Below are 24315 nucleotides of genomic sequence, written 5' to 3' on the forward strand. Positions count from 1 at the left end.
CCATGCGGAACCGCCGCGACAGGGTCATGGCCGGGCGGCGCGCCCTGCTGGCCGCGCCGTTGCTTCTGCCGCGACTTGTGCCGCGACTTGCGCCGGGACTGGCGCCGGGGCTCGCGTGGGCGCAAGCCTATCCCGACCGTCCCGTCCGCATCGTCGTCCCCTTCGCGCCCGGCGGCGCCACCGACCTCGCCGCCCGCATCCTGCAGCCGCATTTGCAGGAAGCATTCGGCCAGCCCATCATCATCGAGAACCGCACCGGCGCCGCCGGCAATGTCGGGATGGAAGTCGCCGCCCGCGCCGCGCCGGACGGCTATACGCTGTACCTCGGCAATGTCGGCACGCTGGCGCTCAACCCGAGCGTCTTCAGCCGCACCCTGAAGGTCCGCCCGACCGAGGATTTCGCCGCCGTCTCGCTGGTCTCCGACACGCCGGACGGGCTGGTGGCGCATCCTTCCGCGCCGTTCAGCACGCTGGCGGAGCTGGTGGCCTTCGCGAAGGCCAATCCTGGCAAGGTCAATTACGGCTCGCCCGGCGCCGGCAGCCTCAACCGGCTGGAGATGGAGCTGCTGCGCGAACTGGCCGGCGGGCTCGACATGGTGCATGTCCCCTATCCCGGCGGCGCCGGCCCGGCTGTGACGGCAGCCGTCGCCGGCGACGTGCACTGCCTGTTCGTGACGCTCTCCTCGGCGGTCGGGCAGGTGCAGGCCGGGCGGCTGAAGGGGCTGGCGGTCACCACCGCGCGCCGCGCCGCGGTGCTGCCGGCGATGCCGACCATGGCCGAGAGCGGCTACCCGGATTTCGTCGCCAGCTCCTGGCAGGGGATGCTGCTGCCCGCAGGCGTGCCGGCCGCGATCGTCGCCCGCTGGCACGCGGCGCTGGTGCAGGTGCTGCAGCTGGCCGAGGTGAAGCGCCGCTTCGCCCAGGCAGCGACCGAGCCCCTGGCCAGCGCCAGCCCGGCCGAATTCGCCGGCTTCATCGCCCGCGAGCAGGCGCGCTGGGGTGCCCTGGTGCAACGCGCCGGCGCCACCGCGGATTAGCGCGCAGCGCGGCTTGCGGCGCCACGCGGTTCTGCCCTACCGAGGCCGCCCCCGAGGAGCCCCGCCATGTCGCGCAAGTCCAGGCAGCCACCGCCGCGCCGCCCGCCGGAGGGGAAGGCCGGCAGCGGCACCCCCGCCGACCGCCTCCTCCGCGCCTGGCTCGACCAGGATGACGAGGCCTTCGCCGAGCAGGCCGAGGAGCTTATCGCCCGCGGCCGCGACGGCGTGCTGCAGGCCACGCTCCGCAAGCTGGCCGAGCGCTACGAGGACGACGCGGTCGAGGATTTCGCCCTGGCGCTGACCGAGATTGCCGAAGTCGCCGAGGCGGGGCCGGGCTTCGACATGGCCGAGCTGGTGCTGCTGCCGGTGCTCGCCACCGGCGCCCTGCCGGACCCGGCGCCGCTCGCCAGCGGCCTCGCCGCCTCCGGCGCCTTCCCGGCGGAGGCGGAGATCGCCTTCCTCGCCGGCTGGCGCTCGGCCGAGGCGGTCGGCGGCCTGTCGCCCGTCGCGCTCCGCCGCGTGCTGCAGGATGTCGCCGCGGGCCGCCCGCCCGCGGACCTTCCGCCTCTCGAGGACGCGGTGCCGGAGGAGGGGAGCATCGCGCTGCTGGTCGGCGCCGCCATCTTCCGTGCCGCGCCGCCGGCCGAGGACCCGGACGCCGACCTCGATGCGCTGGACGCGCTGGCCGAGGCCAAGGCCGATGCCAGCCTCGAGGCCTTCGCGGAGTGGCGCGAGGCACTGACGCCCGGGCAGACCGGCGGCGCGCTGGTGCTTGGCCTCTGCGCGCCGTCCGAGCTGGCGGATGAGATCCGCAGCCTGATCGAGGAACCGGGCGAGGCCGCGGTCGAGGAGATCCTCGACTTCGTGGACGCGGCGCGGGCGGAGGCCGGCGGCGAGGCGGTCGCCGTGCGGCTGGCGTCGCGCGAGGCCGGCGTGGCGATCACCGTGCTCACCGAAGCCGGCCGCGTGCTGGACAGCCGCGTCTTCGGCGAGGACGAGGAGGATGCGCTGGACATCGAGGCCGTGCGCGAGGCGCTCGAGGGTCAGGTCGCGATCATCGAGGCCTGATCCGCGTCGCCCCGGCGGCGCGGCCGGACCGGCGCCGCCCCGGTGCCCCAAGGGCAGCCGGGACGGCGCCTGGTCAGTGCGCCAGCGCCTCCTTGCTGCGGCTGGCGGCGGTTTCCAGGTGCGTGCTGACCTTCAGCGTCAGCGCCACCAGCCCGCCGACCAGGGTGCAGCCGCCGAGCACCAGCAGCCCGGCGGTGAAATTACCCGTGAGGTCGCGCAGGTAGCCCATCAGGTAGGGCCCGGCGAAGCCCGAGAGGTTGCCGAGCGCATTGATCGCGGCGATGCCGGCCGCCGCCGAGGTGCCGGTAAGGAAGGCGCTCGGGATCGGCCAGAGCAGCGGCGGCGTGGCGGAGACGCCGATCTGGCTGAGGCAGAGCAGGCCGAGCACGAGATAGGGCGAGGAGGCCAGCCCGGCGCCCGCGACGCCGACCGCGGCCAGGATCATGGCGAAGCAGACATGCTCCCGCCGCTTCAGCGTGCGGTCGGAATTGCGGCCCAGCAGCACCATGCCGACAGCGCCGAAGACGAAGGGCAGGGCGGCCAGGAAGCCGGTCTGGACGTTGCTGGCGCCGAAGCCCTTGACGATGGTCGGCAGGAAGAAGGCGACGCCGTAGCTGGCGGCGTTCAGGCAGAAATAGACGAAGGCGCAGGCCAACACGCGCGGATCGCTGAGCGACTTGAGGATGCCGAAATGCTCGGCGTCCTGCTTGTGCCTGTGTTCCGCGTCCAGCCGGTCCTGCAGCCAGCTCCGCTCCGGCTCGCTGAGCCAGGTCGCCTGCGCCGGCCGGTCGGTCAGGTAGAAGACCACGCCGAGCGCCATCAGGATCGAGGGAATTGCCTCGATGATGAAGAGCCATTGCCAGCCTTGCAGCCCGGCGCCCGAAAGGTTCAGCAGCGCCCCCGAGACCGGCGCCCCGAGGATCGAGGAGAAGGGGATGGCCAGCATGAACAGCGCCACCACGCGGGCGCGGTAGACCGAGGGAAACCACAGCGTGAGATAGAAGATGATGCCGGGGAAGAACCCGGCTTCCGCCGCGCCGAGGATGAAGCGGAGGATGTAGAAGACCCATTCGGTCGAGAGGCCGGTCCAGGTCGCGATCGGCCCGATGAAGGCGAACATGCCGGAGACGAGGCCCCAGCTGAACATGATGCGGGCGATCCAGAGCCGCGCGCCGAAGCGGTCGAGCGCCAGGTTCGAAGGCACCTCGAGCAGGAAGTAGGAGATGAAGAAGAGCCCGGCGCCGAGCCCGTAGGCGGCTTCCGAGAGGCCGAGCGCGGCGTTCATCTGCAGCTTGGCGAAGCCGACATTCACCCGGTCCAGGTAGGCGACGAAGTAGCAGACGAATAGGAACGGCATCAGCCGCCACATCACCTTGCGGATCGTTGTTGTCTCGACGGCTTCCATGGCGCCGTGTCCTCCCGTGCTGAAATGGCCGCGATGGAGCGCGGCCGGCCCGCGGCGGTTGCCGCGGGCCCGGGCGCCCGATCCGGGCGCGCCTTATAGCGGCCTCGAGCGGGAGGGCCAGATGGACGGGGCGGCGCGGCGCATGTCGATCCCGTCATGCGCCGCGGCCGGCTATTCCGATTTCACGCCGGAAGCCGCCACCACCTGCCGCCAGGTCTCCGACTGCTCGCGCAGCAGCGCGGCGAAATCCGCCTGCGAGGTCCAGGTCGCCTCGGCCCCCTGCGCCGCCAGCCCGTCGCGCACCGAAGCCGTCTCGCTCGCCGCCTTCAGCGCCTCCGTCACCCGCTGGGTGACCGCCGCCGGCAGCCCGCGTGGCGCGACGGTGCAGTACCAGTTCTCCGCCAGAAGCTTGGGGAAGCCGTATTCCACCGTGGTGCGCAGTTCGGGCAGGGACGGGCTGCGCTGCCGTGCCGCCAGCGCCAGCGGCACCAGCGCCCCGGCCTTGATATGCGGCAGGATCACCGGCAGGTCGGCGAAGAGCAGCTGCACCTGGCCGGCAACCAGGTCGGTCACCGCCGGCGCCGCGCCGCGATAGGGCACCACCTCGACCTGCGCGCCGGTCTGCTGGCGGAAGAGATGCGCGGTGAGGTGGCTGATCCCGGCCGCGCCGGCGGTGGCGATGTTGAGCGTGCCCGGTCGGCGCTTCGCCAGCTCCAGCAGCTCCGGCAGGGTCTTCACGCCGAGGCCGGGCGTGGCCACCAGCGCCTCCGGCACCGTCGCCACCACGCTCAGCAGCGTCACGTCCTCCGGCACGCGGTAGGGCATGCTCGGCTGGGTATGCGGCGCGATCACCAGCGATCCGCCATCGATGGTACCGAGTGTATAGCCATCCGGCGGCGACTTCAGCACGTAGTCGGCGCCGATCACTCCGGAGCCGCCGGCGCGGTTCTCCACCAGCACGCTCTGGCCAAGCGCGGCGCCGAGCGCCGGGGCGTAGAGCCGGGCGATGATGTCGTTCGGCCCGCCGGGCGGGTAGGGGACGACGGTGCGGACCGGGCGGTTCGGCCAGGCGCCCTGGGCCAGGGCGGGTACCGCGGGCAAGGCCGCGAGGGCGCCGAGGAAATCGCGTCGCTGCATCGGAGGCGTGTCCTTCAATCGAGCCGGATGTCGAGCTGCTTCAGCAGCGCCGGCCATTGCGCCTGGTCGCGATCGAGCTGGGCGCGGAAGCCGGCCGCGCCGGTGCCGGCCTGCAGCCCCGCCGCGGCGAGGCGCGCCGCGACCTCGGGCGCCGCCATGGCCTGCAGGATGGCGGCTTCCAGCGCCGCGCGACGCTCCGCCGGAACGCCGGTCGGCGCCAGCACGCCGTACCAGTTCTCCATCACCAGCGATGGCTGGCCCTGTTCCGGCGCGGTCGCCACATCGGGCAGCAGCGGCGTGCGGGCGCTGCCGAAGACGCCTAGCGCGCGCATCTTCCCCGCCGTCACCTGCGGCAGCAGCACCGGCGTGTCGGCGATCATCAGGTCGATGTTGCCGGCGAGGAAATCTGCGACCGCCGGACCGGCGCCGCGGTAGGGCACGTGGGTCATCGGCAGGCCGGTCGCCAGCCGCACCATCTCCCCGGCGATGTGCATCGTCGTGCCCGGCCCGGCCGAGCCATAGGTCAGCGGCCGGCCCAGCTTCCGCTGCGCCGCGGCCAGGCCGCCCAGCGTCTCCGCCAGCGCCGGCTGCACCACCAGCAGGCTCGGCACCCGGCCGAACAGCGCCACCGGCTCGAAGTCGCGTGCGGGGTCGTAGGGCAGCTTCGGCTGCAGCGAGGCGCCGAGCACCACGACGCCGAGCGATCCCACCAGCAGGGTCTGCCCATCCGGCGCCGACTTGGCGACGATCTCGCTGGCCAGCACGCCGCCGGCGCCGCCGCGGTTGTCCACCACCACCGGCTGGCCCAGCGCCTGCGCCATCCCCGGCGCGACCAGCCGGGCGAGCTGGTCGGCTGGCCCGCCGGCCGCGAAGGGAATGACCAGCCGGACGCCTTGCGCCGAGGCCGCCCCGGCCGAAAGCCACAGGGCCAGTGCCGCCAGAATGGCGCGCATGGCGTCTCCTCCGTCGTTGCTTGCGACGCATGATGATACGCAAGCCGGCGCGCCGCCAAGGGCCGGCACCCTCGACAGCGGCGCGGCGGCGCGGGACAAGCGGGCAGCAGCAGGACGAGACTCCCCGGGTGCCCGATACGCAGCGGCCGCAGGCGACGCTCGGCGCGATCCTCCGCGTTTTCACCACGCTCGGCATGGCCAGCTTCGGCGGCGGCCTGCCCGGCTGGATGCACCGCGAGATCGTGCAGAAGCGCGACTGGATGTCGGAGGAGAGCTTCCTCGCCGGCATCGCCCTGGGCCAGGTCCTGCCGGGGCCAAACAGCGTCAACCTCGCGCTCTACATCGGCCAGCAATTGCGGGGATGGCCGGGGGCGGCATTGGCCTTCCTCGGCATCCTCGGCCCGCCCTTCCTCTTCATCCTCGGCCTGGCGCTGCTCTATGTCTGGGGCGGCAACCTGGCCGGGCTCGGCGTGGTGCTGGGCGGCGTCGCGGTGGCTGGGCTGGCCAACTCGCTGACCGTCGGGCTGCGCACCGCGTGGCGGATGCGCGGGCTCTGGCCCTGGGCTATCGCCGGCGCGACCTTCATCGCGGTCGGGCTGCTGCGGCTGCCGATGATTCCGGTGGTGCTGGTGCTCGGCCCGGCCAGCGTCGGCCTTGCCTGGTGGAGCGCGCGGCATGCCTGACCGGCTGCTCGCGCTGTTCCTGGTCTTCGCGCCGCTTTCGTTGGTCTCGCTGGGTGGTGGACCCTCGATCTTCGCCGAGATGCAGCGCCAGGCGGTGGAGGTGCACCACTGGATGACCCCGCAGGAGTTCACTGAGCTTTTCGCCATCTCGCGTGCCGCGCCGGGGCCTGGCTCACTGATAAGTGCGCTGGTCGGCTGGCAGGCGGCAGGCTTCGCCGGGGCGCTGGCCGCGGCGCTCGGGCTCTATGGACCGTCCTCCCTGATGATGCTCGCGGTCGGGCACTGGTGGCGGCGGCGCGGCGATAGCCCGGCGCGCAAGGTGATCGAGCGCGGGCTGGCCCCGCTCGCCGTCGGGTTGATCTTCGCCGGCGTGCTCACCCTGTTGCGGGCGGATGGCGCCGGCTGGCTGGAGGTCGCCACGCTCCTGGCCAGCGCCGCCGCGCTGCTGCGCGGGGCGAGTCCCTATCTCGTCATGCTGGTCGTCGCGCTGCTCTATGCCGGGCTGCAACAGGCCGGGGCGATCGGCAGCGGCGGTTGACGCAGGGGGGCCGCCGCCCGAAACTGCGGTCCGACGCCAGCCCATAAAACAAGACCTTACCGGAGAGGACACCCCATGGCCGGAGAGCAGCCATTCGTCGAGCACGCCCGCGACGGCGACGTGCACGTGCTCCGCATCGCCAATCCTCCGGTGAACACGCTGCGGACCGAAGTGCGTGCCGGGCTGCTGGACGGCATCAAGGCGGCGGCGCGCGAGGGCGCCCGGGCGATCGTGCTGATCGGCTCCGGCCGCAACTACTCGGCCGGCGCCGAGATGACCGAGTTCGGCAAGCCGCGGAAGCCGCCCTCCCTGCCGGAGGTCTTCGACGCGATCGAGCAGTCCAGGATCCCTGTGATCGCGGCGATCCACGGCAATGCGCTGGGCGGCGGGCTCGAGCTCGCGCTCGCCTGCCATGCCCGCGTCGCCGCGCCGGGCGCGCAGGTCGGCCTGCCCGAGGTCAAGCGCGGCTTCGTGCCGGGCGCCGGCGGCACCCAGCGGCTGCCGCGGCTGATCGGGATGGAGGCGCTGCGGCTCATCGTCTCCGGCGATCCGGTCAGCGCGGAGGAAGCGGTGAAGCTCGGCTTCGTCGACGCGGTGCTGCAGGGCGATCTGGAGCACGCGGCGGTCGCCTGGGCGCGCGAGCATGCCGGCGACAGGTTCGTCCTGGCGAAGAACCGCACTGACAAGATCGCCGGTTATGACGCGACGAAGTTCGACGACGCCGCGAAGAAGCTGACCGCGCGCAGCCGCGGCCAGGAAAGCCCGAAGGGCTGCGTCGAATCGGTTCGCGCCGCCTTTACCCGGCCCTTCGAGGACGGACTGAACGTCGAGCGCGAGCAGTTCACCCGCCTCGTGCAGGGCGAGCAGAGCCAGGCGCTGCGGCACATCTTCTTCGGCGAGCGCGAGGCGGTCCGCATCCCCGACCTGCCGGCGGATGCCAGGGCGGCGACCGTCAGCAAGCTGGTCGTGATCGGCGGCGGCACCATGGGCGGCGGCATCGCCATGTCGGCGGCCAACAACGGCCTGCCGGTGACGATCGTCGAGACCTCCGAGGACGCGCTGCAGAAGGGCCTGGCGCGTTGCGAGGCGAATTGGCAGCGCACCGTCTCCTCCGGGCGCCTGTCCCAGGCGGAGTACGAGAAGCGCCGCGCGCTGCTGACCGGCACCACCGACTTCGGCAAGGCGGTCGGCGAGGCTGACCTGGTGATCGAGGCGGTCTACGAGAACATGGAGGTCAAGAAGGAGATCTTCGGTCGGCTCGACAAGGTCGCGCGCCCCGGCGTGGTGCTGGCCTCCAACACCTCGACTCTCTCGATCGACGAGATCGCCAGCGCCACGAAGCGGCCCGAGCTGGTCGTCGGGATGCATTTCTTCAGCCCGGCCAATGTCATGCGGCTGCTGGAGAACGTGAAGGGCACGAAGTCCGGCCCGACCGCCATCGCCACCGCGACCGAGGTGGGCAAGCGGATCGGCAAGCTGCCGGTGCTGGTCGGCAATTGCGACGGCTTCGTCGGCAACCGGATGACCGGCAAGCGCGGCCCGCAGATCGAGAAGCTGCTGCTGGAAGGCTGCCTGCCGCAGGACATCGACCGGGTGATGGAAGCCTACGGCATGGCCATGGGGCCGCTGGCCACCGGCGACCTCGCGGGGCTCGATATCGGCGCCGCGGTGCGGAAGGCGCGCGGCACGGTGGCGCCGGTGGCGGATGCGGTCGTCGCCGCCGGGCGGCTCGGGCAGAAGACCTCGAAGGGCTATTACGACTACGACGAGAACCGCAAGCGCATCCCGTCGAAGGAGGTCGAGCAGATCATCCTCGACCTGGCCGAGAAGATGCAGGTCCGGCGCCGCAAGATCGAGGATGGCGAGATCCTCGAGCGCGTGCTGCTGCCGATGGTGAACGAGGGCGCCCGGATCCTGGAGGAGGGAATCGCCTACCGCGCCATCGACATCGACGTCATCTTCGTCAACGGCTTCGGCTGGCCGGCCTTCCGCGGCGGGCCGATGTTCTTCGCCGACCGGCTCGGCCTGAAGGCGGTGCGCGACAAGCTGGCGCATTACGCCGAGGCGACCGGTGACAGGAACCTGCAGCCGGCGGCGCTGATCGAGCAGCTGGCGAAGGAGGGCGGCAGCTTCGCCACGCTGAAGGGTCCGGGCAAGGTGTGATGCCGGAGGGCCGTCCCTTCGCCTGGGAGGCCAGCTACCCGCCCGGGCTCGACTTGGGCACGCCGATCGAGCAGGGGACGCTTGGCGGGCTGCTGGCGCGGAGCGCGGCCGAACACGGGCCGCGCGTGGCACTGCGCTACCGCGATGCCGACGTCACATATGCGGAGCTGCAGGCGATGGCGCAGCGGGTCGCCGGCGCGCTGCCGGCGGCGCGGGACGGCGTGGCGCTGCTGCTGGGCAATACCGTCTTCCATCCCGCGGTGGTCTTCGGCGCGGCGTTGGCCGGGCTGCGGGTGACGCAGCTCTCGCCGATCGACGCGCCGCGCACCATCCTCCACAAGTTGCAGGACAGCGGCGCGTGGGTGCTGGTGACCCTGGCGCAGGAGGGGCTGCTGAAGCTTGCCGGCGCGCTGCAGGCGCAAGGCCTGGTCGAGGCGCTGGTGGTCGGCGACGACGCGCATTGGGGCACCGGCCCGGCCGCGCCGCCTGCCCCCGGGCGAGACGGGGGAGCTGGCGATCCGTGGACCGAATGTCTTCCAGGGCTACTGGGTCCGCCCGGAGGATTCGGCGCGCGGCGTCGTGGACGGCTTCTTCCTGACTGGCGACATTGGCCGGATGGACGCCGAAGGGTTCTTCTTCCTGACCGACCGGAAGAAGGACATGATCCTGTCGGGGGGCTTCAACGTCTACCCACGGGTGATCGAGGACGCGGTGCACGAGCACCCCGACGTGCTGGACTGCGCCGTGATTGGCGTGCCGGACGACTATCGCGGCCAGGTGGCCAAGGCATTCGCTACCCTGCGGCCGGGCGCCACGCCGTTCACGCTGGAGGGCTTGCGGGTTTTCCTGGCCGACCGACTTGGGGAGCATGAGTTGCCGGCGGCGCTGGAATTCCGCGACGCCCTGCCGCGCACGCCAGTCGGCAAGCTGGCGAAGTTGGACTTGATCGAGGAGGAGCGGGGCCGCAGCGCCGCCGCCTGACGGGGAGAGACCCATGGAATTGCGCTTCAACGAGGCCGAGATCGCCTTCCGTCAGGAAGTCCGCGATTTCATCGCGAAGGAACTGCCGAAGGAGACGCATGAGCGCATGCTCGCCGGCAAGTCGCCGACCAAGCAGATGGTGGTGGATTGGCAGCGCAAGCTGAACGCCAAGGGCTGGGCGGTGCCGGAATGGCCAGTGGAATGGGGTGGCCCGGGCTGGACGCTCGGCCAGCGCTACATCTTCCGCGAGGAGCTGCAGCAGGCCCCGGCGCCGCAGCCGCTGGCCTTCAATACCAACATGTGCGGCCCGGTGATCGCCGAATTCGGCACGGAGGAGCAGAAGAAGCGCTTCCTGCCGCGGATGGCGAACCTGGATGACTGGTGGTGCCAGGGCTTCTCCGAGCCCGGCGCCGGCTCCGACCTCGCCGGCCTCAAGACCCGCGCGGTGCGGGAGGGCGACCACTACGTCGTCAATGGCCAGAAGACCTGGACCACGCTGGCGCAGCATGCCGACTGGATCTTCCTGCTGGTCCGCACCGACCCGAATGCCAAGAAGCAGGAGGGAATCAGCTTCCTGCTCTGTGACATGAAGACGCCGGGCATCACGGTGCGGCCGATCATCACCATCGAGGGCGGGCACGAGGTCAACGAGGTCTTCCTCGACGACGTGAAGGTGCCGGTCGAGAACCTGGTCGGCGAGGAGAACCGCGGCTGGGACTGCGCCAAGTTCCTGCTGGGCAACGAGCGCTTCGGCCAGGCGCGGGTCGGCGCCAGCCGCGAGCGCATCCGCCGGCTGAAGCGGATTGCGTCAACGGAAAGCATGGATGGCGGCCAGCCCTTGATGCAGGACCCCGACTTCGCCCGCAAGGTGACGGAGATCGAGGTCGAGCTGAAGGCGCTGGAGATGACCGTGATGCGCGTCATCGCCACCGAGTCGAAGCGGAAGGACAAGAAGCCCGACCCGGCCACCAGCGTGCTGAAGATCAAGGGCACCGAGATCCAGCAGATGTGCTCCGAGCTGCTGATGAAGGCGGCCGGGCCCTATGCCTGGGTCGACGGCGACCCGGAGGCCGAGGGCAGCAACGACATCGACGTGGCGCCCGACTGGGCCTTCGGCCTGGCTGGCGTCTATTTCAACTGGCGCAAGCAGTCGATCTACGGTGGGTCCAACGAGATCCAGCGGAACATCATGGCCAAAGCGTTTCTGGGGCTCTGAGCGAACATGGACTTCGACCTGACGGAAGAGCAGCGTCTCCTCCAGGACAGCGTGGCGCGCCTGCTCGGCGACAAGTACGGCTTCGAGCAGCGCAAGGGCTACATGAAGTCGCCCGAGGGCTGGAGCCGAGAGATCTGGGCGCAGTATGCCGAGCTCGGCCTGCTCGGCCTGCCCTTCGCCGAAGATGAGGGCGGCTTCGGCGGCGGCCATGTCGAGACCATGCTGGTCGCCGAGCAGCTGGGGAAGGCGATCGCGCTCGAGCCCTGGATTCCGACCGTGGTCATCGGCGGCGGCTTCCTGCGCGCCGGCGCCTCGGCCGAGCTGCGTGCCGAGCTGGTGCCGCAGATCGCCGCCGGCGAGCTGATGCTGGCCTTTGCCCAGACCGAGCGGCAGTCGCGCTACGACCTGAACGACGTGGCGACCACGGCGAAGAAGGATGGCAGCGGCTGGGTGATCAGCGGCCGCAAGGGCATGGTCATCCACGGCGACAGCGCCGGCAAGCTGGTGGTCACCGCGCGCACGGCGGGCGGCCAGCGCGACCACAAGGGCATCGGCGTCTTCCTGGTGGATGCCAAGGACCCCGGCGTCACCCGCCGCGGCTACCGCACCGTCGACGGCCAGCGCGCGGCCGAGGTCGAGTTCGCCAATGCCCGGGCCGAGGCCGTGCTCGGCAACCCCGAGGACGGGCTGCCGCTGGTCGACCAGGTCGTGGACGAGACCATCGTGGCGCTGGCCGCCGAGGCGGTCGGCTGCATGCAGGTCGCGCACGACATGACCATCGACTACATGAAGACCCGCAAGCAGTTCGACCGTCCCATCGGCAGCTTCCAGGCGCTGCAGCATCGCGCCGCCGACATGCTGGTGCAGCTCGAGCAGGCCCGCAGCATGTCCTACTTCGCCGCCATGGGCGTCGAGGAGCGCGACCCGGCCGAGCGGCGGAAGAACATGGCCTCGGTCAAGGCACAGATCGGCCGTTCCGCCCGCTTCGTCGGGCAGCAGTCGATCCAGCTGCATGGCGGCATCGCCATGACCGTGGAATATGCCTGCGGCCACTACTTCAAGCGGCTGACGGTGAACGATGCCATGTTCGGTGATGCCGATTACTGGGTGCGCTTCCTGGCGAACAGCGGCGGCCTGGTCGCCGCCGCCTGAACGGGCGGTCCCTCGACCGGATCCGGACGCTCCCGCCACGGGCAGGCGGCGGGGTGGTTTGCCCGTCGCCTGGGCCGAATGCGGCCGCACCGCATCATGTTGAGGCCCGGTAACGGCGTTCCGCCCTTGCGCCCCTGCGTGCCTTGCGGTTGCATGGCTGCACCGCAGCAAACGACGCGACCGGGGTAGAGCATGACGGGTTGGGTGATCGGGCGCCGCCAGGTCCTGGCAGGCGCCGGCGCAGCATTGGCGGCCCCCGTCCTCGGGCGGGCGCAGGGCGCGCCCATCCGGATCGGCGAGATCAACAGCTACACCGCGCAGCCGGCCTTCCTGCAACCCTACCGCTATGGCTGGACCATGGCGGTGGAACAGGTGAACGCCGCCGGCGGCGTCAATGGCCGCAGCCTCGAGACCCTGCACCGCGACGATGCCGGTAAGCCGGAGGACGCCGTCCGCCTTGCCGGCGAGCTGGTGAATGCCGAGAAGGTGGCGCTGCTCTCGGGCGGCTTCCTGTCGAATGTCGGCCTCGCCATCGCCGACTACGCCAACCAGAACCGCATGCTCTACGTCGCGTCCGAGCCGCTGACCGACGCGCTCGTCTGGTCGCGCGGCAATCGCTACACCTTCCGGCTGCGCGCCAGCACATACATGCAGAGCGCGATGCTGGTCGAGGAAGCCGCGAAGCTGCCGGCGAAGCGCTGGGCGACCGTCGCGCCGAACTACGAATACGGCCAGTCCGCGGTGCGCTGGTTCAAGGAACTGCTCACCCGCGCGCGGCCGGACGTGACCTTCGTCGCCGAGCAATTCCCCGCCCTCGGCCGCATCGATGCCGGCGCCACGGTGCAGGCGCTGGCGGCGACGAATCCGGAGGCGATCTTCAACGTCACCTTCGGCGCCGACCTCACCAACTTCGTCCGGCAGGGCCTGACCCGCGGGCTGTTCGAGCGGCGCCGCGTCGTCTCCCTGCTGACCGGGGAGCCGGAATACCTCGACCCGCTGCAGGACGAGGCGCCGGAGAACTGGATCGTCACCGGCTATCCCTGGGACCAGGTGAACACGCCGGAACATGCCGCCTTCCGCGAGGCCTACCGCCGCCGCTGGAACGACACCCCCCGGCTCGGCAGCGTGGTCGGCCACGATACGGTCATGGCGATCGCCGCGATGTTGAAGCAGACCAGCGCCGTCGAGACCGAGGCGATGGTGGATGCCATGGCCGGGCTGAAATTCGGCTCGGTCTTCGGCCCGGTCGAGTTCCGCGCCATCGACCACCAATCCACCATGGGCGCCTTTGTCGGCCGCACCGTGCTGAAGAACGGGCGCGGCACCATGGCCGATTGGCGCTACGCCGATGGCCGCGACTACCTGCCGCCGGACGACGTGGTGCGCGCGCTGCGCCCGCAGAGCTGAACACGGCGCCTTGGAGAACCTGGTCCTCCAGGCCCTCAGCGGCCTGGCGAGCGCGTCCTCGCTCTTCCTCGTCGCGGCCGGGCTGACGGTGATCTTCGGCGTCAGCCGGATCGTCAACTTCGCCCACGGCTCCTTCTACATGCTGGGCGCCTACCTCGCCTGGACGCTGGTCACGACACTGCCGCGCGGCCATCTCGGCTTCTGGGGCGGCGTCGTCGCCGCGGCGCTGGCCACCGGGCTGATCGGGCTGGTGGTGGAGGTGCTGCTGCTGCGCCGCATCTACCGCGCGCCGGAGCTGTTCCAGCTGCTGGCGACCTTCGGCGTGGTGCTGATCGTGCAGGACCTCGCCCTGCTGACCTGGGGGGCGCAGGACCTGCTCGGCCCGCGTGCGCCGGGGCTGCGCGGCGGGACGGAGATCCTCGGCCTGCGCTTCCCCGACTATGAGCTGTTCCTCATCGTCGTCGGGCCCGTCGTGCTCGGGCTGCTGCTGCTGCTCTTCCACCGCACGCGCTGGGGCACGCTGGTGCGTGCGGCGACCTTGGACCGCGAGATGGTCGGGGCGCTCGGCGTGAACCAGCGCATGCTATTCACCTCGGTCTTCTTCCTCGGCAGCGTCCTCGCCGGCCTCGGCGGCGCCCTGCAACTGCCGCGGGAGAGCGTGAACCTGCACATGGACCTCTCGATCATCACCGAGGCCTTCGTGGTGGTGGTGGTCGGCGGGCTCGGCAGCCTGGGCGGCGCGGCGCTGGCGGCGCTGCTGATCGGCGAGCTGCACGCCTTCGGCATCCTGGTGCTGCCGAAGATCACCCTCGTGCTGGTCTTCCTGGTGATGGCGCTGGTGCTGGTGGTGCGGCCGCACGGGCTGCTGGGGAAGGCACCCGGGCCGGCGCATGGCGGGGCAGGGTCGGCGGAGCCCGTGATCGGCCCGGCGCCGCGGCCCTTGCTGTGGCTCGGCGCGGCGGCGCTGGCCACGGCCGTGCTGCTGCCGCTGTTGGCCGGCGACTATGCGCTCTCGGTGCTGACGGAGTTCGCCATCTTCGTCCTGTTCGCCGCCAGCCTGCACCTCATCATGGGACCGGGCGGGATGGCGAGCTTCGGCCATGCCGCCTATTTCGGGCTCGGCGCCTATGGCGCGGCGTTGGCAGCGAAGTGGCTGGCGGCGCCGATGCTGCTGGGCCTGGCCGCGGCGCCCTTCGCCGCCGGGCTCTTCGGGCTGCTGTTCGGCTGGTTCTGCGTGCGGCTCTCCGGCGTCTATTCGGCGATGCTGACGCTCGCCTTCGCGCAGATCGCCTGGTCGGTCGCCTTCCAATGGGTCGAGGTCACCGGCGGTGACAACGGCATCCTGGGCGTCTGGCCCGACTCCTGGGCGGCGCCGAAGCTGGTCTACTACTACCTGACGCTGGCGCTCTGCCTGGGCGCAACGCTGCTGCTGCGGCGGGTGATCCACGCGCCCTTCGGCTTTGCGCTGCGCGCCCAGCGGGACAGCGCGCTGCGGGCCGAGGCGATCGGCATCGACGCCTTCCGCACCCGTTGGCTGGCCTTCGCCCTGGCGGCGGTGATGGCCGGCATCGCCGGCGGGCTCTTCGCCTATGCCAAGGGCAGCGTCTTTCCGACCTTCCTCGGCATTCCGCGCAGCGTCGATGCGCTGCTGATGGTGCTGCTGGGCGGGGTGCAGACGCTGAGCGGCCCGATCATCGGCGCGCTTGCCTATACCGGGCTGCAGGAACAGCTGGTGCGGCTGACCGACCTGTGGCGGTTGATCCTCGGCGGCATCATCGTCGCGCTGGTGCTGTTCTTCCCGCAGGGCCTGGCCGGCGCTGCCCGTGCTCGATGGGAGGCGTCCCGTGGCGACGCTTGAGGTCGAGGCGCTGCGGAAAAGCTTCGGCGGCGTGCAGGCGGTCCGCGGCGTCTCCTTCGCGGTGCAGCCCGGCGAGATGCTGGCGCTGATCGGCCCGAACGGCGCCGGCAAGTCAACCTGCTTCAACATGCTGAACGGCCAGCTGCGCCCGGATGCCGGCCGCGTCCGGCTGCTCGGCCAGGACATCACCGGCCTGGCGCCGCGCCGGGTCTGGCGCCTCGGCGTCGGCCGCACCTTCCAGATCACCGCCACCTTCGGCTCGATGACGGTGCTCGAGAACGTGCAGATGGCGCTGCTCTCGCACCACCGCAGGCTCGGCCAGCTCTGGACCCCGGTCTCCCGGATGGATCGCGCGCCGGCCGAGGCGCTGCTCGCCCGGCTTGGCATGGCCGCGCAGGCGTCGCGGCCCTGCGGCATCCTGGCCTATGGCGACCTCAAGCGAGTCGAGCTCGCCATTGCGCTCGCCAACGAGCCGAAGCTGCTGCTGATGGACGAGCCCACCGCCGGCATGGCGCCGCAGGAACGCGTCGGGTTGATGGCGCTGACCGCCGGCATCGCCCGGGAACGCGGCATCGCCGTGCTCTTCACCGAGCACGACATGGACGTGGTCTTCTCCCATGCCGACCGCATCCTGGTGCTCGACCGCGGCGCGCTGATCGCCGAAGGCGCGCCTGCCGCGGTCCGCGCCGATCCTCGCGTGCGGGAAGTCTATCTCGGCTCGGGCGCCACGCAGGGCGGGCATTGATGCTGAGCGTGACCGGCCTTTCCGCGCATTACGGCCGCGCGCATATCCTGGACGATGTGGCGCTGGAAGTCGGCGCTGGCGAGGTCGTGGTGCTGCTCGGCCGCAACGGCGCGGGCAAGTCGACCACCATGAAGGCCATCATGGGGCTGGTGCCGCCGAGCGCGGGCAGCATCCGCTTCCTCGGCCAGGAGATCGCCGGGCGGGAGCCCTTCGAGATCGCCCGCCGTGGCCTCGGCTACGTGCCGGAGGAACGGCGGATCTTCGCCGAGCTGACCGTGATGGAGAACCTCGAGGTCGGCCGCCGGGTCGCGCCGCCGGGCACTGCGCCCTGGACGCCGGAACGGCTCTTCGCGCTCTTCCCCAGCCTCGGCGGCATGCGCGACCGGCCGGGCGGGCGGATGAGTGGCGGCGAGCAGCAGATGCTGACCATCGCCCGCACGCTGATGGGCAACCCCCGCCTGGTGCTGCTGGACGAACCGAGCGAGGGGCTGGCCCCCGTGGTGGTGGAACGCATGGCGAAGGCGATCCGCGCGCTGAAGGCCGAGGGCCTGTCTATCCTGCTGTCGGAGCAGAACCTGCATTTCGCCCGCGTCGTCAGCGACCGCGCGGCGATCATCGAGAAGGGCCGCATCCGCTGGGGCGGGACGATCCCCGAGCTGATGGCGGCGGATGCGGTGCGCGAGCAGTACCTTTCGGTCTAGCAGCCGGGCAGCAGGCGCGGCGCGCCCACCACGCGCATCGCGCCCTGCACCACCAGCAGCGCGGCCTCGATCAGCCCGCGCTGCAGCAGCATTTCCGCCTCCGCCTCCCCGGCATCGAGCGCCGCCCCGATCATCTCGGGCGGCAGCGCGCCGACCGCGACGGTGACCGGCAGCGCACCGAGGTCGCTGTCGGGATCGAGGCTGTCAGCCGGCGCCCGCTGCACCGCCGGATGGTCCGCGTCGACCGCATTGGCGATCACCGTAGCCGCTGCATCCGCCTGCGCCGCGGTCGCGGCCAGCACCGTCACTGCATCGGCGATGCCGCGGGAAAAGCTGCGGCCCGGCCAGCCGGAGGTGGCGACGCCGCGCACCGCATCCGCCGCGGCGATCCGCACCAGCCCCTCCGGCGCGGCGCGTTCGAGGCTCGGCACCAGGCCGATGCGCAGCACCTGGCCGGGGGCGAGGAAGAGCGCGATGTCGCCGCCGTTGTTGACATGCGCCGTCAGCAGGCCGGGGATGGCGGCGATCGTCTCCAGCACCTCCTCCGCCACCGCGCCGGCGACGGCGGCCATCGGCGTGATGAAGCCGCGGCGGAAGGGCCAGACCGCGGCGGCCATGCGGCGGGCGACCGGGCCGCGCAGCGCCGGCGGATCCACGCCGAGCGGCGCGCGCAGCAGCGGCAGCTCGGCCGCGAGTCCGGCCAGCAGCCCCTCGAAGGCGGCGGCGGCGCGGCGGGCGGCTTCCGCCACGGCGGCGCGGGTGCCATCGAGGCCGATGACGAGGTCGATCGGGCCCTCCTGCAGGTGCAGGCGGCCATCGGGCAGCGCGGCGATCATGGCGCCGGCCATGGGTTCTGCGCCAGCCAAGCCTCCTGCCGCGCCGTGTCGCCGTAGTCCGCCAGGACGCGTTCCAGCGGTACCGCATGGTCCACATGGCCGCCGAGCCGGGCATAAAGGTCGGCGCGCAGGGTGAACTCGATCGGCGCCACCAGCGCCGGCGTCGGGACATAGCCGAAGGCGCCGTCCGGCACCCGCAGCACGTCGGCCATGATGGTGATGCCGCCGCCGGGCCAGAGCGTGCAGGGCGCGCCGCCGATGGTCACGCGGACCAGCGACCTCTGCACCTCCCGCGTCAGCAGCACCGGGTTCTCGGTGACCCCGGCCCGCAGGCTGCCGCCGGCCCCGGCCATGAAGAGGACCGAGGTGAGCGCAGGCTCGCAATTCTCGCCGATGCGCTCGACCGTCCGCACCACCGCGGGCGGCGCCTGCGCCGGCACGGGGTGCAGGGTCTCGTCCAGCTCGACATAAAGGAAGTCCTCGCCGGTGGTGCTGGTCAGCAGCAGCCGCAGGCCGGGCCAGGCGGTCTTCGGGTCGATGCTCTCGATGATGCTCAGCGGGTCGGTGATGTCGGTCCCGCCCCAGCCGGTGCCGGGATGCGCCACCTGGAAGTAGCGCCCGGGGGTGGAGCGCCGGCCGCGCACGCGGATGCCGGTCGGCGGCACGTCGAGGCACTTGCCCGCCTGGTGTTCCGACAGCACGCCGGTGATGTGGTCGTCGACCACGATCACCTCGTCCACATGGCCGTGCCATTGCTGGGCGAAGATGCCGATGGCGGCGCTGCCGCAGCCGACGCGCATGCGCTGCTCGGGCACGCCGTTGACGATCGGCGCGGCGCCGGCCTGCAGCACCAGCTTGGCGCCGCCGTCCACCGAGACCTCCACCGCCTGCTTGCCGCAGAGCTTCAGCATGGCGGCGCAGGTCACGTTGCCCTCGCGCTTGGAGCCGCCGGTCAGGTGCCGCACGCCGCCGAGGCTGAGCATCTGGCTGCCGTATTCCGCCGTGGTGACATGGCCGATCTGCTCGCCGTCGACGCGCACGGCCGCCGTCTCGGCGCCGAGATGCCGGTCGGTGTCGATCTTCACCTTCAGTCCGCAATAGCTGAAGATGCCCTCGGTCACCACGGTGACGGTATCGACGCCGGCATGCCGCGATCCCACGATGAAGGGCGCCGGCTTGTAGTCGGGATAGGTGGTGCCGGCGCCAATGGCGGTGACGAAGGTCTCGCTCCGTGGCGCGAGCCCGCCGGCCCAGTCCTCGGCGCCCTCGAGGAAGGGCACCGTGCCGCCGCCGGCCTCGACCGTGCGGGTCATCAGCACCAGGGGGTCGGTGCGGACCAGCGCGCCGTCCTGGTTGGCGTAGCGGCTGCAGGCGCCGGCGCGGCCGGGGCGGATGCGGCAGAGCACCGGGCAGGCGTCGCAGCGGACGATTCCCTCGTTGCCCTCGCGCGCTCCGAAGATCGCCGTCCGGTCGGTGATCATCGCGGCATCGCCTCCAGCAGCCGGTGCGGCAGGGCGGGGATCCGGGTGACCTCGATCCCGGTCGCGTCGCGGATCGCCGAGAAGATCGCCGGCGCGGTCGGCACCAGCGCCGGCTCGCCGATCCCCTTGGCGCCATGGGGGCCGAGCGGCTCGCGGTCCTCGACCAGGATGCACTCGATCGCGGGGACGTCGCCGATGGTCGGGATCAGGTAGTCGTGCAGGTTCTCGGTCCGCCCGGGCAGGTATTCCTCCGTCAGGGCGAGGCCGATGCCCTGGGCGATGCCGCCATGGATCTGGCCTTCGACCAGGGTCGGGTTGATGGCGCGGCCGACGTCATGCGCCGCGACGATGCGCTGCAGCCGCACGGTGCCGAGCTCGGTGTCCACCAACAGCGCCGCGATCTGCGCGGCGAAGCCGTAGGTCGCGTAGGGGATGCCCTGGCCATCGGCGTCCAATGGCACCGTCGGCGGGTCGAAGCGGCCGATGCCCTCGAGCGGCGCGTCGAGCGCCAGCGGGCGGCCATCGACCAGCAGCGTGCCGCCGCGCCAGTCGAGCCGCGCCTCCGGCCCGGCATTGGCGCGCAGCAGGATCGCGTCGCGCAAGGCCGCGCCCGCCGACTGCGCCGCGCGGCCACTCACGAAAGTCTGGCGGGAGGCGCTGGTCTTGCCGGCATCGGCCGTCAGGTCGGTATCGCCCAGCACCAGGCGGAAGGCATCGACCGGCAGGCCGAGCGCGTCGGCGGCGATCTGCAGCAGCACGGTGGTGCTGCCCTGGCCGATATCGACGGCGCCGTTGTGGAAGACCAGTCCCTCCGGCCCCAGCGTCACCCGCATGGTGGAGGGGTTGGACATGCCGGTATTGCCGATGCCGTACCACATGCAGGCGATGCCGACGCCGTGCCGCCGCGGGCCGCCGCGCGCATTCGCCGCCGCGGCCGCCTCGCGGAGCGCGAGCCAGCGCGGCCGCAGCGCCTCCAGGCAGGCGACGAGGCCGACCGAGTGTTCCAGCACCTGCCCGGTCGCCGTCGCGTCGCCGGCGCGCAGCGCGTTCAGCACGCGGAACTCCAGCCGGTCCAGCCCGGCGGCATCGGCCAGCCGGTCCCAGAGCGCCTCCTGCGCGATCGCCGCCTGCGGCACGCCGAAGCCGCGGAAGGCGCCGGAGGGCGGGTTGTTGGTGAAGATTGCCCGCGCCCGCGCCGCCACCGCCGGGACGCGATAGGGACCCATGCAGTGCACCGGTACGCGGCCGGCAACCGTCGGCCCCCAGCTCGCATAGGCGCCGGTGTCGAAGGCACCCTCGAAGGCGAAGCCGGTCAGCCGCCCCGCCGCGTCGCAGCCCGCGCGCGCGGTGATGCGCGCGGGGTGGCGCTTGGTGCTGCTGGCCATGCTCTCCGACCGCGGCAGCACCGCGCGCACCGGCCGCCGCAGCAGCCAGGCGGCGATCGCCAGCATCGGCTGGATCGAGACGTCGAGCTTGCCGCCGAAGCCGCCGCCGCAGGCCGAGGGGATGATCCGCACGTCGGAGTGCGGGATGCCGAGCACGCCCGCCACCTCCTCGAGGTCCATCCAGGGCGCCTGGGTGCAGGCGAAGACCTCCATGCGGTCACCGACCCGCTGGGCCCAGCCGGCCTCGGGCTCGATATAGGCGTGCTCGACGAAGCCCGTCTCGATCTCGATCCCGGCGACATGGGGGCTGGCGGCCAGCGCCGCCTCGGCATCGCCGGAGACCACACGCCCGGTGGTCAGCAGGTTGTCCGGCCAGCGGTCGTGCAGCGCGTCGCCGCCCGCCAGCGTCACCGGCGGCAGGTTCTCGAAGGCGATCGGCAAGTCGTCGAGGTGGATGGCGTCGAGGGTCGCGCGGTCGCCGACCAGGGCGCAGACCACGTCGCCGCGGTAGCGCAGCTCGCCGGTGGAGAAGACCGGCTGGTCCTTGATGTCCGGGTAGATGCCGAAGCCGTTCCGCCCCGGAACGTCCGCCGCGGTCAGCACCTGCACCAGGCCGGGATGCCGGGCCAGCACGGGCGCCCAGTCGCCGAAGCTGAAGCGGGCGCGCGGGGTGGGGCTGCGCACCGCGCGCAGCCAGAGCGCATCGGCCGGCGCCGTATCGGCGCCGAACAGGTCGGCGCCGGTGACCTTCGCCACGCCATCGGCGCGCGGGATGCGGGCGCCCACGGCGCAGCCGGCGGCAGGCGGGGGCGGCGCCGGCCAATTCCCCAGGGGCGCGTCGCCCAGGAAGGCATGCGCCTCCAGCACCGCCTCGAGGATCTTGCGGTAGCCGGTGCAGCGGCAGAGCACGCCCCCGAGCGCGGCCATGGCCTGCGCCTCATCCGGCCGCGGCACCGCTGCCAGCAGCTCGCTCGCCGCCATCAGCATCCCCGGCGAGCAGATGCCGCATTGCGCCGCGCCGTGATGCAGGAAGGCGCGCTGCAGCGCGGCGCCCATCGGCGTCGCCGCCAGCCCCTCCACCGTGGTCACGGCGCGGCCCGTGGCCTGGGCCAGCGGGACGAGGCAGGCGCAGGCCTGGGCGCCGTCCAGCAGCACGGTGCAGGCACCGCAATCGCCGGCGTCGCACCCCACCTTGGTGCCGGTCAGGCCGAGATGGTCGCGCAACCCGGTGCTGAGGCGCGTGGCAGGGGGCGCGGTGACCGCCTGGGCGGTGCCGTTCACCGTCAGCAGGATCGCCTGGGCGGTCATGCCGCGTGCGCCTCGGCCGGGAGGGTGAGGGCGCGGCGCAGCAGCACCAGCGCGGCCTGGCGGCGATAGGCGGCCGTCGCCCGCACGTCGTCGATCGGCGCCAGCGCCGCGAGATGAGCCGCCGCCGGCACCGCCGCCGCCTGCGCCAGCGGCTGGCCGGCCAGCGCCGCCTCCAGCCCCGGCAGCCGCTGCGCCACCGGGGAGCAGGCGCCGACGGCGATGCGGGCGCGGGTGATGCGGCCGACCGCGGCCTCGACCACCGCGGCGACCATCACGATCGAGATGACGAGATAGGCGCGGGCGCCGAGCTTCTCGAACCGTGCCGCCGCATCCGGTGCCGCCTTCGGCACGAGCACGGCGGTGGCGATCTCCCCCGGCGCCAGCGCGGTTTGCCGGTTGCCCCGGATGAACCCGCCGAGCGGCAGGCGCCGCACCCCGCCGAGGCCGGCGAGCTCGACCTCCGCATCCAGCGCCAGCAGCGGCGGCACGCCGTCCGCGGCGGGGGAGGCGTTGCAGAGATTGCCGACCAGCGTCGCCCGGTTCTGCACCTGCGCCCCGCCGACCTGGGATGCCGCCTGGCGCAGCGCGTCGAACCAGGGTGGCAGGGCAGCCTCCCGCAGCGCCGCCCAGGTCACCCGGGCACCGATGCGGTGGTAGTCGCCGCGGTCCTCGATCCCCGCCAATTCCGGCAGGGCGGAAAGGTCGAGCAGCGGCCGGTCGACCGGGCGCATCCAGGCCTCGGCCGCGGCGCGCGCCGGGTAGATGTCCGTCCCGCCGGCCAGCAGCAGGGGCGGCAGCGGGGCCTCGGCCAGCAGGGCCAGCGCTTCGGTCAGGCGCGTCGGGCGGCGATAGGCGGTCATGCCCCTCCGGGATCGTCAGCCGGCACCGCGGCGCGGCACCTTCGTACCGGGTGTAGCAAACCACGGGCCGGGGCGCCGGGCTATCCTCCCGCGCGGCCGCTCGCTAGCCTAAGGCCCGGCGCAGCAGGCGGGGGTCGGCGATGGCGGTGGAACAGGCGGCGGGCCCCGCGAAGGGCCGGACCCTGGTGCGGAACATCGGCCTGCTGCTCTCGGGCGACCTGGCCCTGCCGGTGCTGGACGCGGACGCCATCCTGGTCGAGGACGGGAAAATCGCCGCCACCGGCCGCGGCGCCGAGCTGGCCGGCCGCGGCCCGGTCAACAGCGTGATCGACGCGCATGGCTGCGCAGTCTCGCCCGGCCTCGTGGACAGCCACGTCCACCCGGTCTTCGGCGACTGGACCCCGCGGCAGAACCAGATCGGCTGGGTCGAGAGCTTCCTCAACGGCGGCGTGACCACCATGATCTCGGCGGGCGAGGTCCACCTGCCCGGGCGTCCCAAGGACATCGTCGGGCTCAAGGCGCTGGCCATCACCGCCCAGCGCGCCTTCTTCAATGCCCGCCCCGCGGGGGTGAAGGTGCTGGCCGGGGCGCCGGTGCTGGAACTCGGCATGGAGGAGCACGACTTCGCCGAGCTCGCCGCCGCCGGCGTCACCCTGCTCGGCGAGGTCGGCCTCGGCTCGGTCAGGACCGGCTACCAAGCGCGGGAGATGGTCGCCTGGGCGCGGCAATACGGCATCCAGAGCACCATCCATACCGGCGGCCCCTCGGTCCCCGGCAGCAGCATGATCGACCGCGACACGGTGCTGGAGGCGGATGCCGACATCATCGGCCATATCAACGGCGGCCATACCAGCCTGCCGGAGGCGCATGTCTGCGAGCTCTGCGAGCGCAGCAGCCGCGCCATCGAGCTGGTCCACAACGGCAACGAGCGGGTGGCGATCGCGGCCGTCCAGGCGGCGCGCGACCTCGGCCAGCTGCACCGGGTCATCCTCGGCACCGACAGCCCGGCGGGCTCCGGCGTGCAGCCGCTCGGCATCCTGCGGATGATCTCGCTGCTGGCCTCGCTCGGCGGCATCCCGGCGGCGCAGGCCTTCGCCATGGCGACCGGCAATACCGCCCGCATCCGCAACCTCGATGCCGGGCTGATCGAGCCGGGCCGGGCCGCCGACCTGGTCTTCCTCGACCGCGCCCAGCACAGCGCCGGGCGGGACCTGCTGCACAGCGTCGAGCTCGGCGACATCCCCGGCATCGGCGGGGTGATGATCGACGGCGCGATGCGCTGCGGCCGCAGCCGCAACACCCCGCCGGCCGAGCGGGTCCCCGAGGTGCTGGGCCACTGACCCAGGCTACCGGGGAATACGCCCGCGCCCCCTGGTGGGGCCGCGGCGTCCGCAACGGGCT

20 protein-coding genes and 1 pseudogene are annotated in these 24315 nt (G+C 72.3%); 14 read left to right on the forward strand and 7 right to left on the reverse strand.

Going from position 1 to position 24315, the window contains the following annotated elements:
* Positions 1-2 precede the first annotated feature (2 nt).
* Together E2C06_RS04235 and E2C06_RS04240 are read left to right on the forward strand one after the other, a co-directional pair.
* On the forward strand, positions 3-1037 hold the full coding sequence (locus E2C06_RS04235; RefSeq protein ID WP_133287314.1) for a Bug family tripartite tricarboxylate transporter substrate binding protein: 1035 nt from the start codon (positions 3-5) through the stop codon (positions 1035-1037).
* 66 nt (positions 1038-1103) lie between these two features.
* On the forward strand, positions 1104-2105 hold the full coding sequence (locus E2C06_RS04240) for a hypothetical protein (RefSeq protein ID WP_133287315.1): 1002 nt from the start codon (positions 1104-1106) through the stop codon (positions 2103-2105).
* A 73-nt stretch (positions 2106-2178) separates the two neighbouring features.
* Here the strand turns inward: E2C06_RS04240 and E2C06_RS04245 are convergent, their stop codons facing one another.
* The 3 genes from E2C06_RS04245 to E2C06_RS04255 all read right to left on the reverse strand — a co-directional run bounded on the left by E2C06_RS04245 (position 2179) and on the right by E2C06_RS04255 (position 5600).
* The gene (locus tag E2C06_RS04245; RefSeq protein WP_133287316.1) at positions 2179-3510 is read right to left on the reverse strand and encodes an MFS transporter; all 1332 of its coding nucleotides are present in this window, start codon (positions 3508-3510) and stop codon (positions 2179-2181) included.
* A 171-nt stretch (positions 3511-3681) separates the two neighbouring features.
* Positions 3682-4647, reverse strand: coding sequence for a Bug family tripartite tricarboxylate transporter substrate binding protein (locus E2C06_RS04250; RefSeq protein ID WP_165982208.1), 966 nt, complete (start codon positions 4645-4647; stop codon positions 3682-3684).
* A gap of 14 nt (positions 4648-4661) precedes the next feature.
* Positions 4662-5600: a Bug family tripartite tricarboxylate transporter substrate binding protein gene (locus E2C06_RS04255; protein WP_133287318.1), complete on the reverse strand. Its 939-nt coding sequence runs from the start codon at positions 5598-5600 to the stop codon at positions 4662-4664.
* A 128-nt stretch (positions 5601-5728) separates the two neighbouring features.
* Here E2C06_RS04255 and E2C06_RS04260 point away from each other — a divergent pair, with 128 nt between their 5' ends.
* The 11 genes and pseudogenes from E2C06_RS04260 to E2C06_RS04305 all read left to right on the forward strand — a co-directional run bounded on the left by E2C06_RS04260 (position 5729) and on the right by E2C06_RS04305 (position 17044).
* Positions 5729-6283: a chromate transporter gene (locus E2C06_RS04260; protein WP_206664425.1), complete on the forward strand. Its 555-nt coding sequence runs from the start codon at positions 5729-5731 to the stop codon at positions 6281-6283.
* On the forward strand, positions 6276-6821 hold the full coding sequence (locus tag E2C06_RS04265) for a chromate transporter (RefSeq protein WP_133287319.1): 546 nt from the start codon (positions 6276-6278) through the stop codon (positions 6819-6821). Before E2C06_RS04260 ends, E2C06_RS04265 begins: the two co-directional genes overlap by 8 nt.
* Before the next feature lie 75 nt (positions 6822-6896).
* Positions 6897-8984, forward strand: coding sequence for a 3-hydroxyacyl-CoA dehydrogenase NAD-binding domain-containing protein (locus E2C06_RS04270; protein ID WP_133287320.1), 2088 nt, complete (start codon positions 6897-6899; stop codon positions 8982-8984).
* Positions 8984-9361: pseudogene (locus E2C06_RS39140) on the forward strand (AMP-binding protein); the annotation flags it as partial. The gene E2C06_RS04270 and the pseudogene E2C06_RS39140, both read left to right, overlap by 1 nt.
* A gap of 22 nt (positions 9362-9383) precedes the next feature.
* Positions 9384-9965 (forward strand): AMP-binding enzyme, encoded by a 582-nt coding sequence (locus tag E2C06_RS39145; RefSeq protein WP_241671109.1) that lies wholly within the window; start codon positions 9384-9386, stop codon positions 9963-9965.
* A 13-nt stretch (positions 9966-9978) separates the two neighbouring features.
* The gene (locus E2C06_RS04280) at positions 9979-11181 is read left to right on the forward strand and encodes an acyl-CoA dehydrogenase family protein (protein ID WP_133287321.1); all 1203 of its coding nucleotides are present in this window, start codon (positions 9979-9981) and stop codon (positions 11179-11181) included.
* A gap of 6 nt (positions 11182-11187) precedes the next feature.
* Positions 11188-12333, forward strand: coding sequence for an acyl-CoA dehydrogenase family protein (locus tag E2C06_RS04285; RefSeq protein ID WP_133287322.1), 1146 nt, complete (start codon positions 11188-11190; stop codon positions 12331-12333).
* Between the two features lie 204 nt (positions 12334-12537).
* On the forward strand, positions 12538-13740 hold the full coding sequence (locus E2C06_RS04290) for an ABC transporter substrate-binding protein (protein WP_370451413.1): 1203 nt from the start codon (positions 12538-12540) through the stop codon (positions 13738-13740).
* A 10-nt stretch (positions 13741-13750) separates the two neighbouring features.
* On the forward strand, positions 13751-15598 hold the full coding sequence (locus tag E2C06_RS04295) for an ABC transporter permease (RefSeq protein ID WP_133287324.1): 1848 nt from the start codon (positions 13751-13753) through the stop codon (positions 15596-15598).
* Positions 15585-16343 (forward strand): ABC transporter ATP-binding protein, encoded by a 759-nt coding sequence (locus E2C06_RS04300; RefSeq protein WP_133287325.1) that lies wholly within the window; start codon positions 15585-15587, stop codon positions 16341-16343. The genes E2C06_RS04295 and E2C06_RS04300 overlap by 14 nt, the downstream gene beginning before the upstream one ends.
* Entirely contained in the window at positions 16343-17044 is a 702-nt protein-coding gene (locus E2C06_RS04305) for an ABC transporter ATP-binding protein (RefSeq protein WP_133287326.1), read from the forward strand. The genes E2C06_RS04300 and E2C06_RS04305 overlap by 1 nt, the downstream gene beginning before the upstream one ends.
* On the opposite strand, the gene E2C06_RS04310 is transcribed toward E2C06_RS04305, so the two are convergent.
* The 4 genes from E2C06_RS04310 to E2C06_RS04325 are packed head-to-tail and all read right to left on the reverse strand — an operon-like array spanning position 17041 to position 22914.
* Positions 17041-17892, reverse strand: a complete 852-nt coding sequence (locus E2C06_RS04310) for a UPF0280 family protein (RefSeq protein WP_133287327.1) — start codon at positions 17890-17892, stop codon at positions 17041-17043. The two genes, E2C06_RS04305 and E2C06_RS04310, sit on opposite strands and share 4 nt — an antisense overlap.
* Positions 17877-19361, reverse strand: coding sequence for a 6-hydroxynicotinate reductase (locus E2C06_RS04315; protein WP_133287328.1), 1485 nt, complete (start codon positions 19359-19361; stop codon positions 17877-17879). The genes E2C06_RS04310 and E2C06_RS04315 overlap by 16 nt, the downstream gene beginning before the upstream one ends.
* A complete protein-coding gene (locus E2C06_RS04320; protein WP_133287329.1) occupies positions 19358-22054 on the reverse strand; it encodes a molybdopterin-dependent oxidoreductase in 2697 nt (898 codons plus the stop codon). Before E2C06_RS04320 ends, E2C06_RS04315 begins: the two co-directional genes overlap by 4 nt.
* A complete protein-coding gene (locus E2C06_RS04325; RefSeq protein ID WP_133287330.1) occupies positions 22051-22914 on the reverse strand; it encodes an FAD binding domain-containing protein in 864 nt (287 codons plus the stop codon). The genes E2C06_RS04320 and E2C06_RS04325 overlap by 4 nt, the downstream gene beginning before the upstream one ends.
* A 140-nt stretch (positions 22915-23054) precedes the next feature.
* Here E2C06_RS04325 and E2C06_RS04330 point away from each other — a divergent pair, with 140 nt between their 5' ends.
* Complete coding sequence (locus tag E2C06_RS04330) at positions 23055-24254, forward strand: amidohydrolase family protein (RefSeq protein WP_133287331.1); 1200 nt, start codon at positions 23055-23057, stop codon at positions 24252-24254.
* The last annotated feature ends 61 nt before the right edge of the window (positions 24255-24315 follow it).

The organism is Dankookia rubra, assembly GCF_004355005.1.
GTDB lineage: Bacteria > Pseudomonadota > Alphaproteobacteria > Acetobacterales > Acetobacteraceae > Paracraurococcus > Paracraurococcus ruber_A.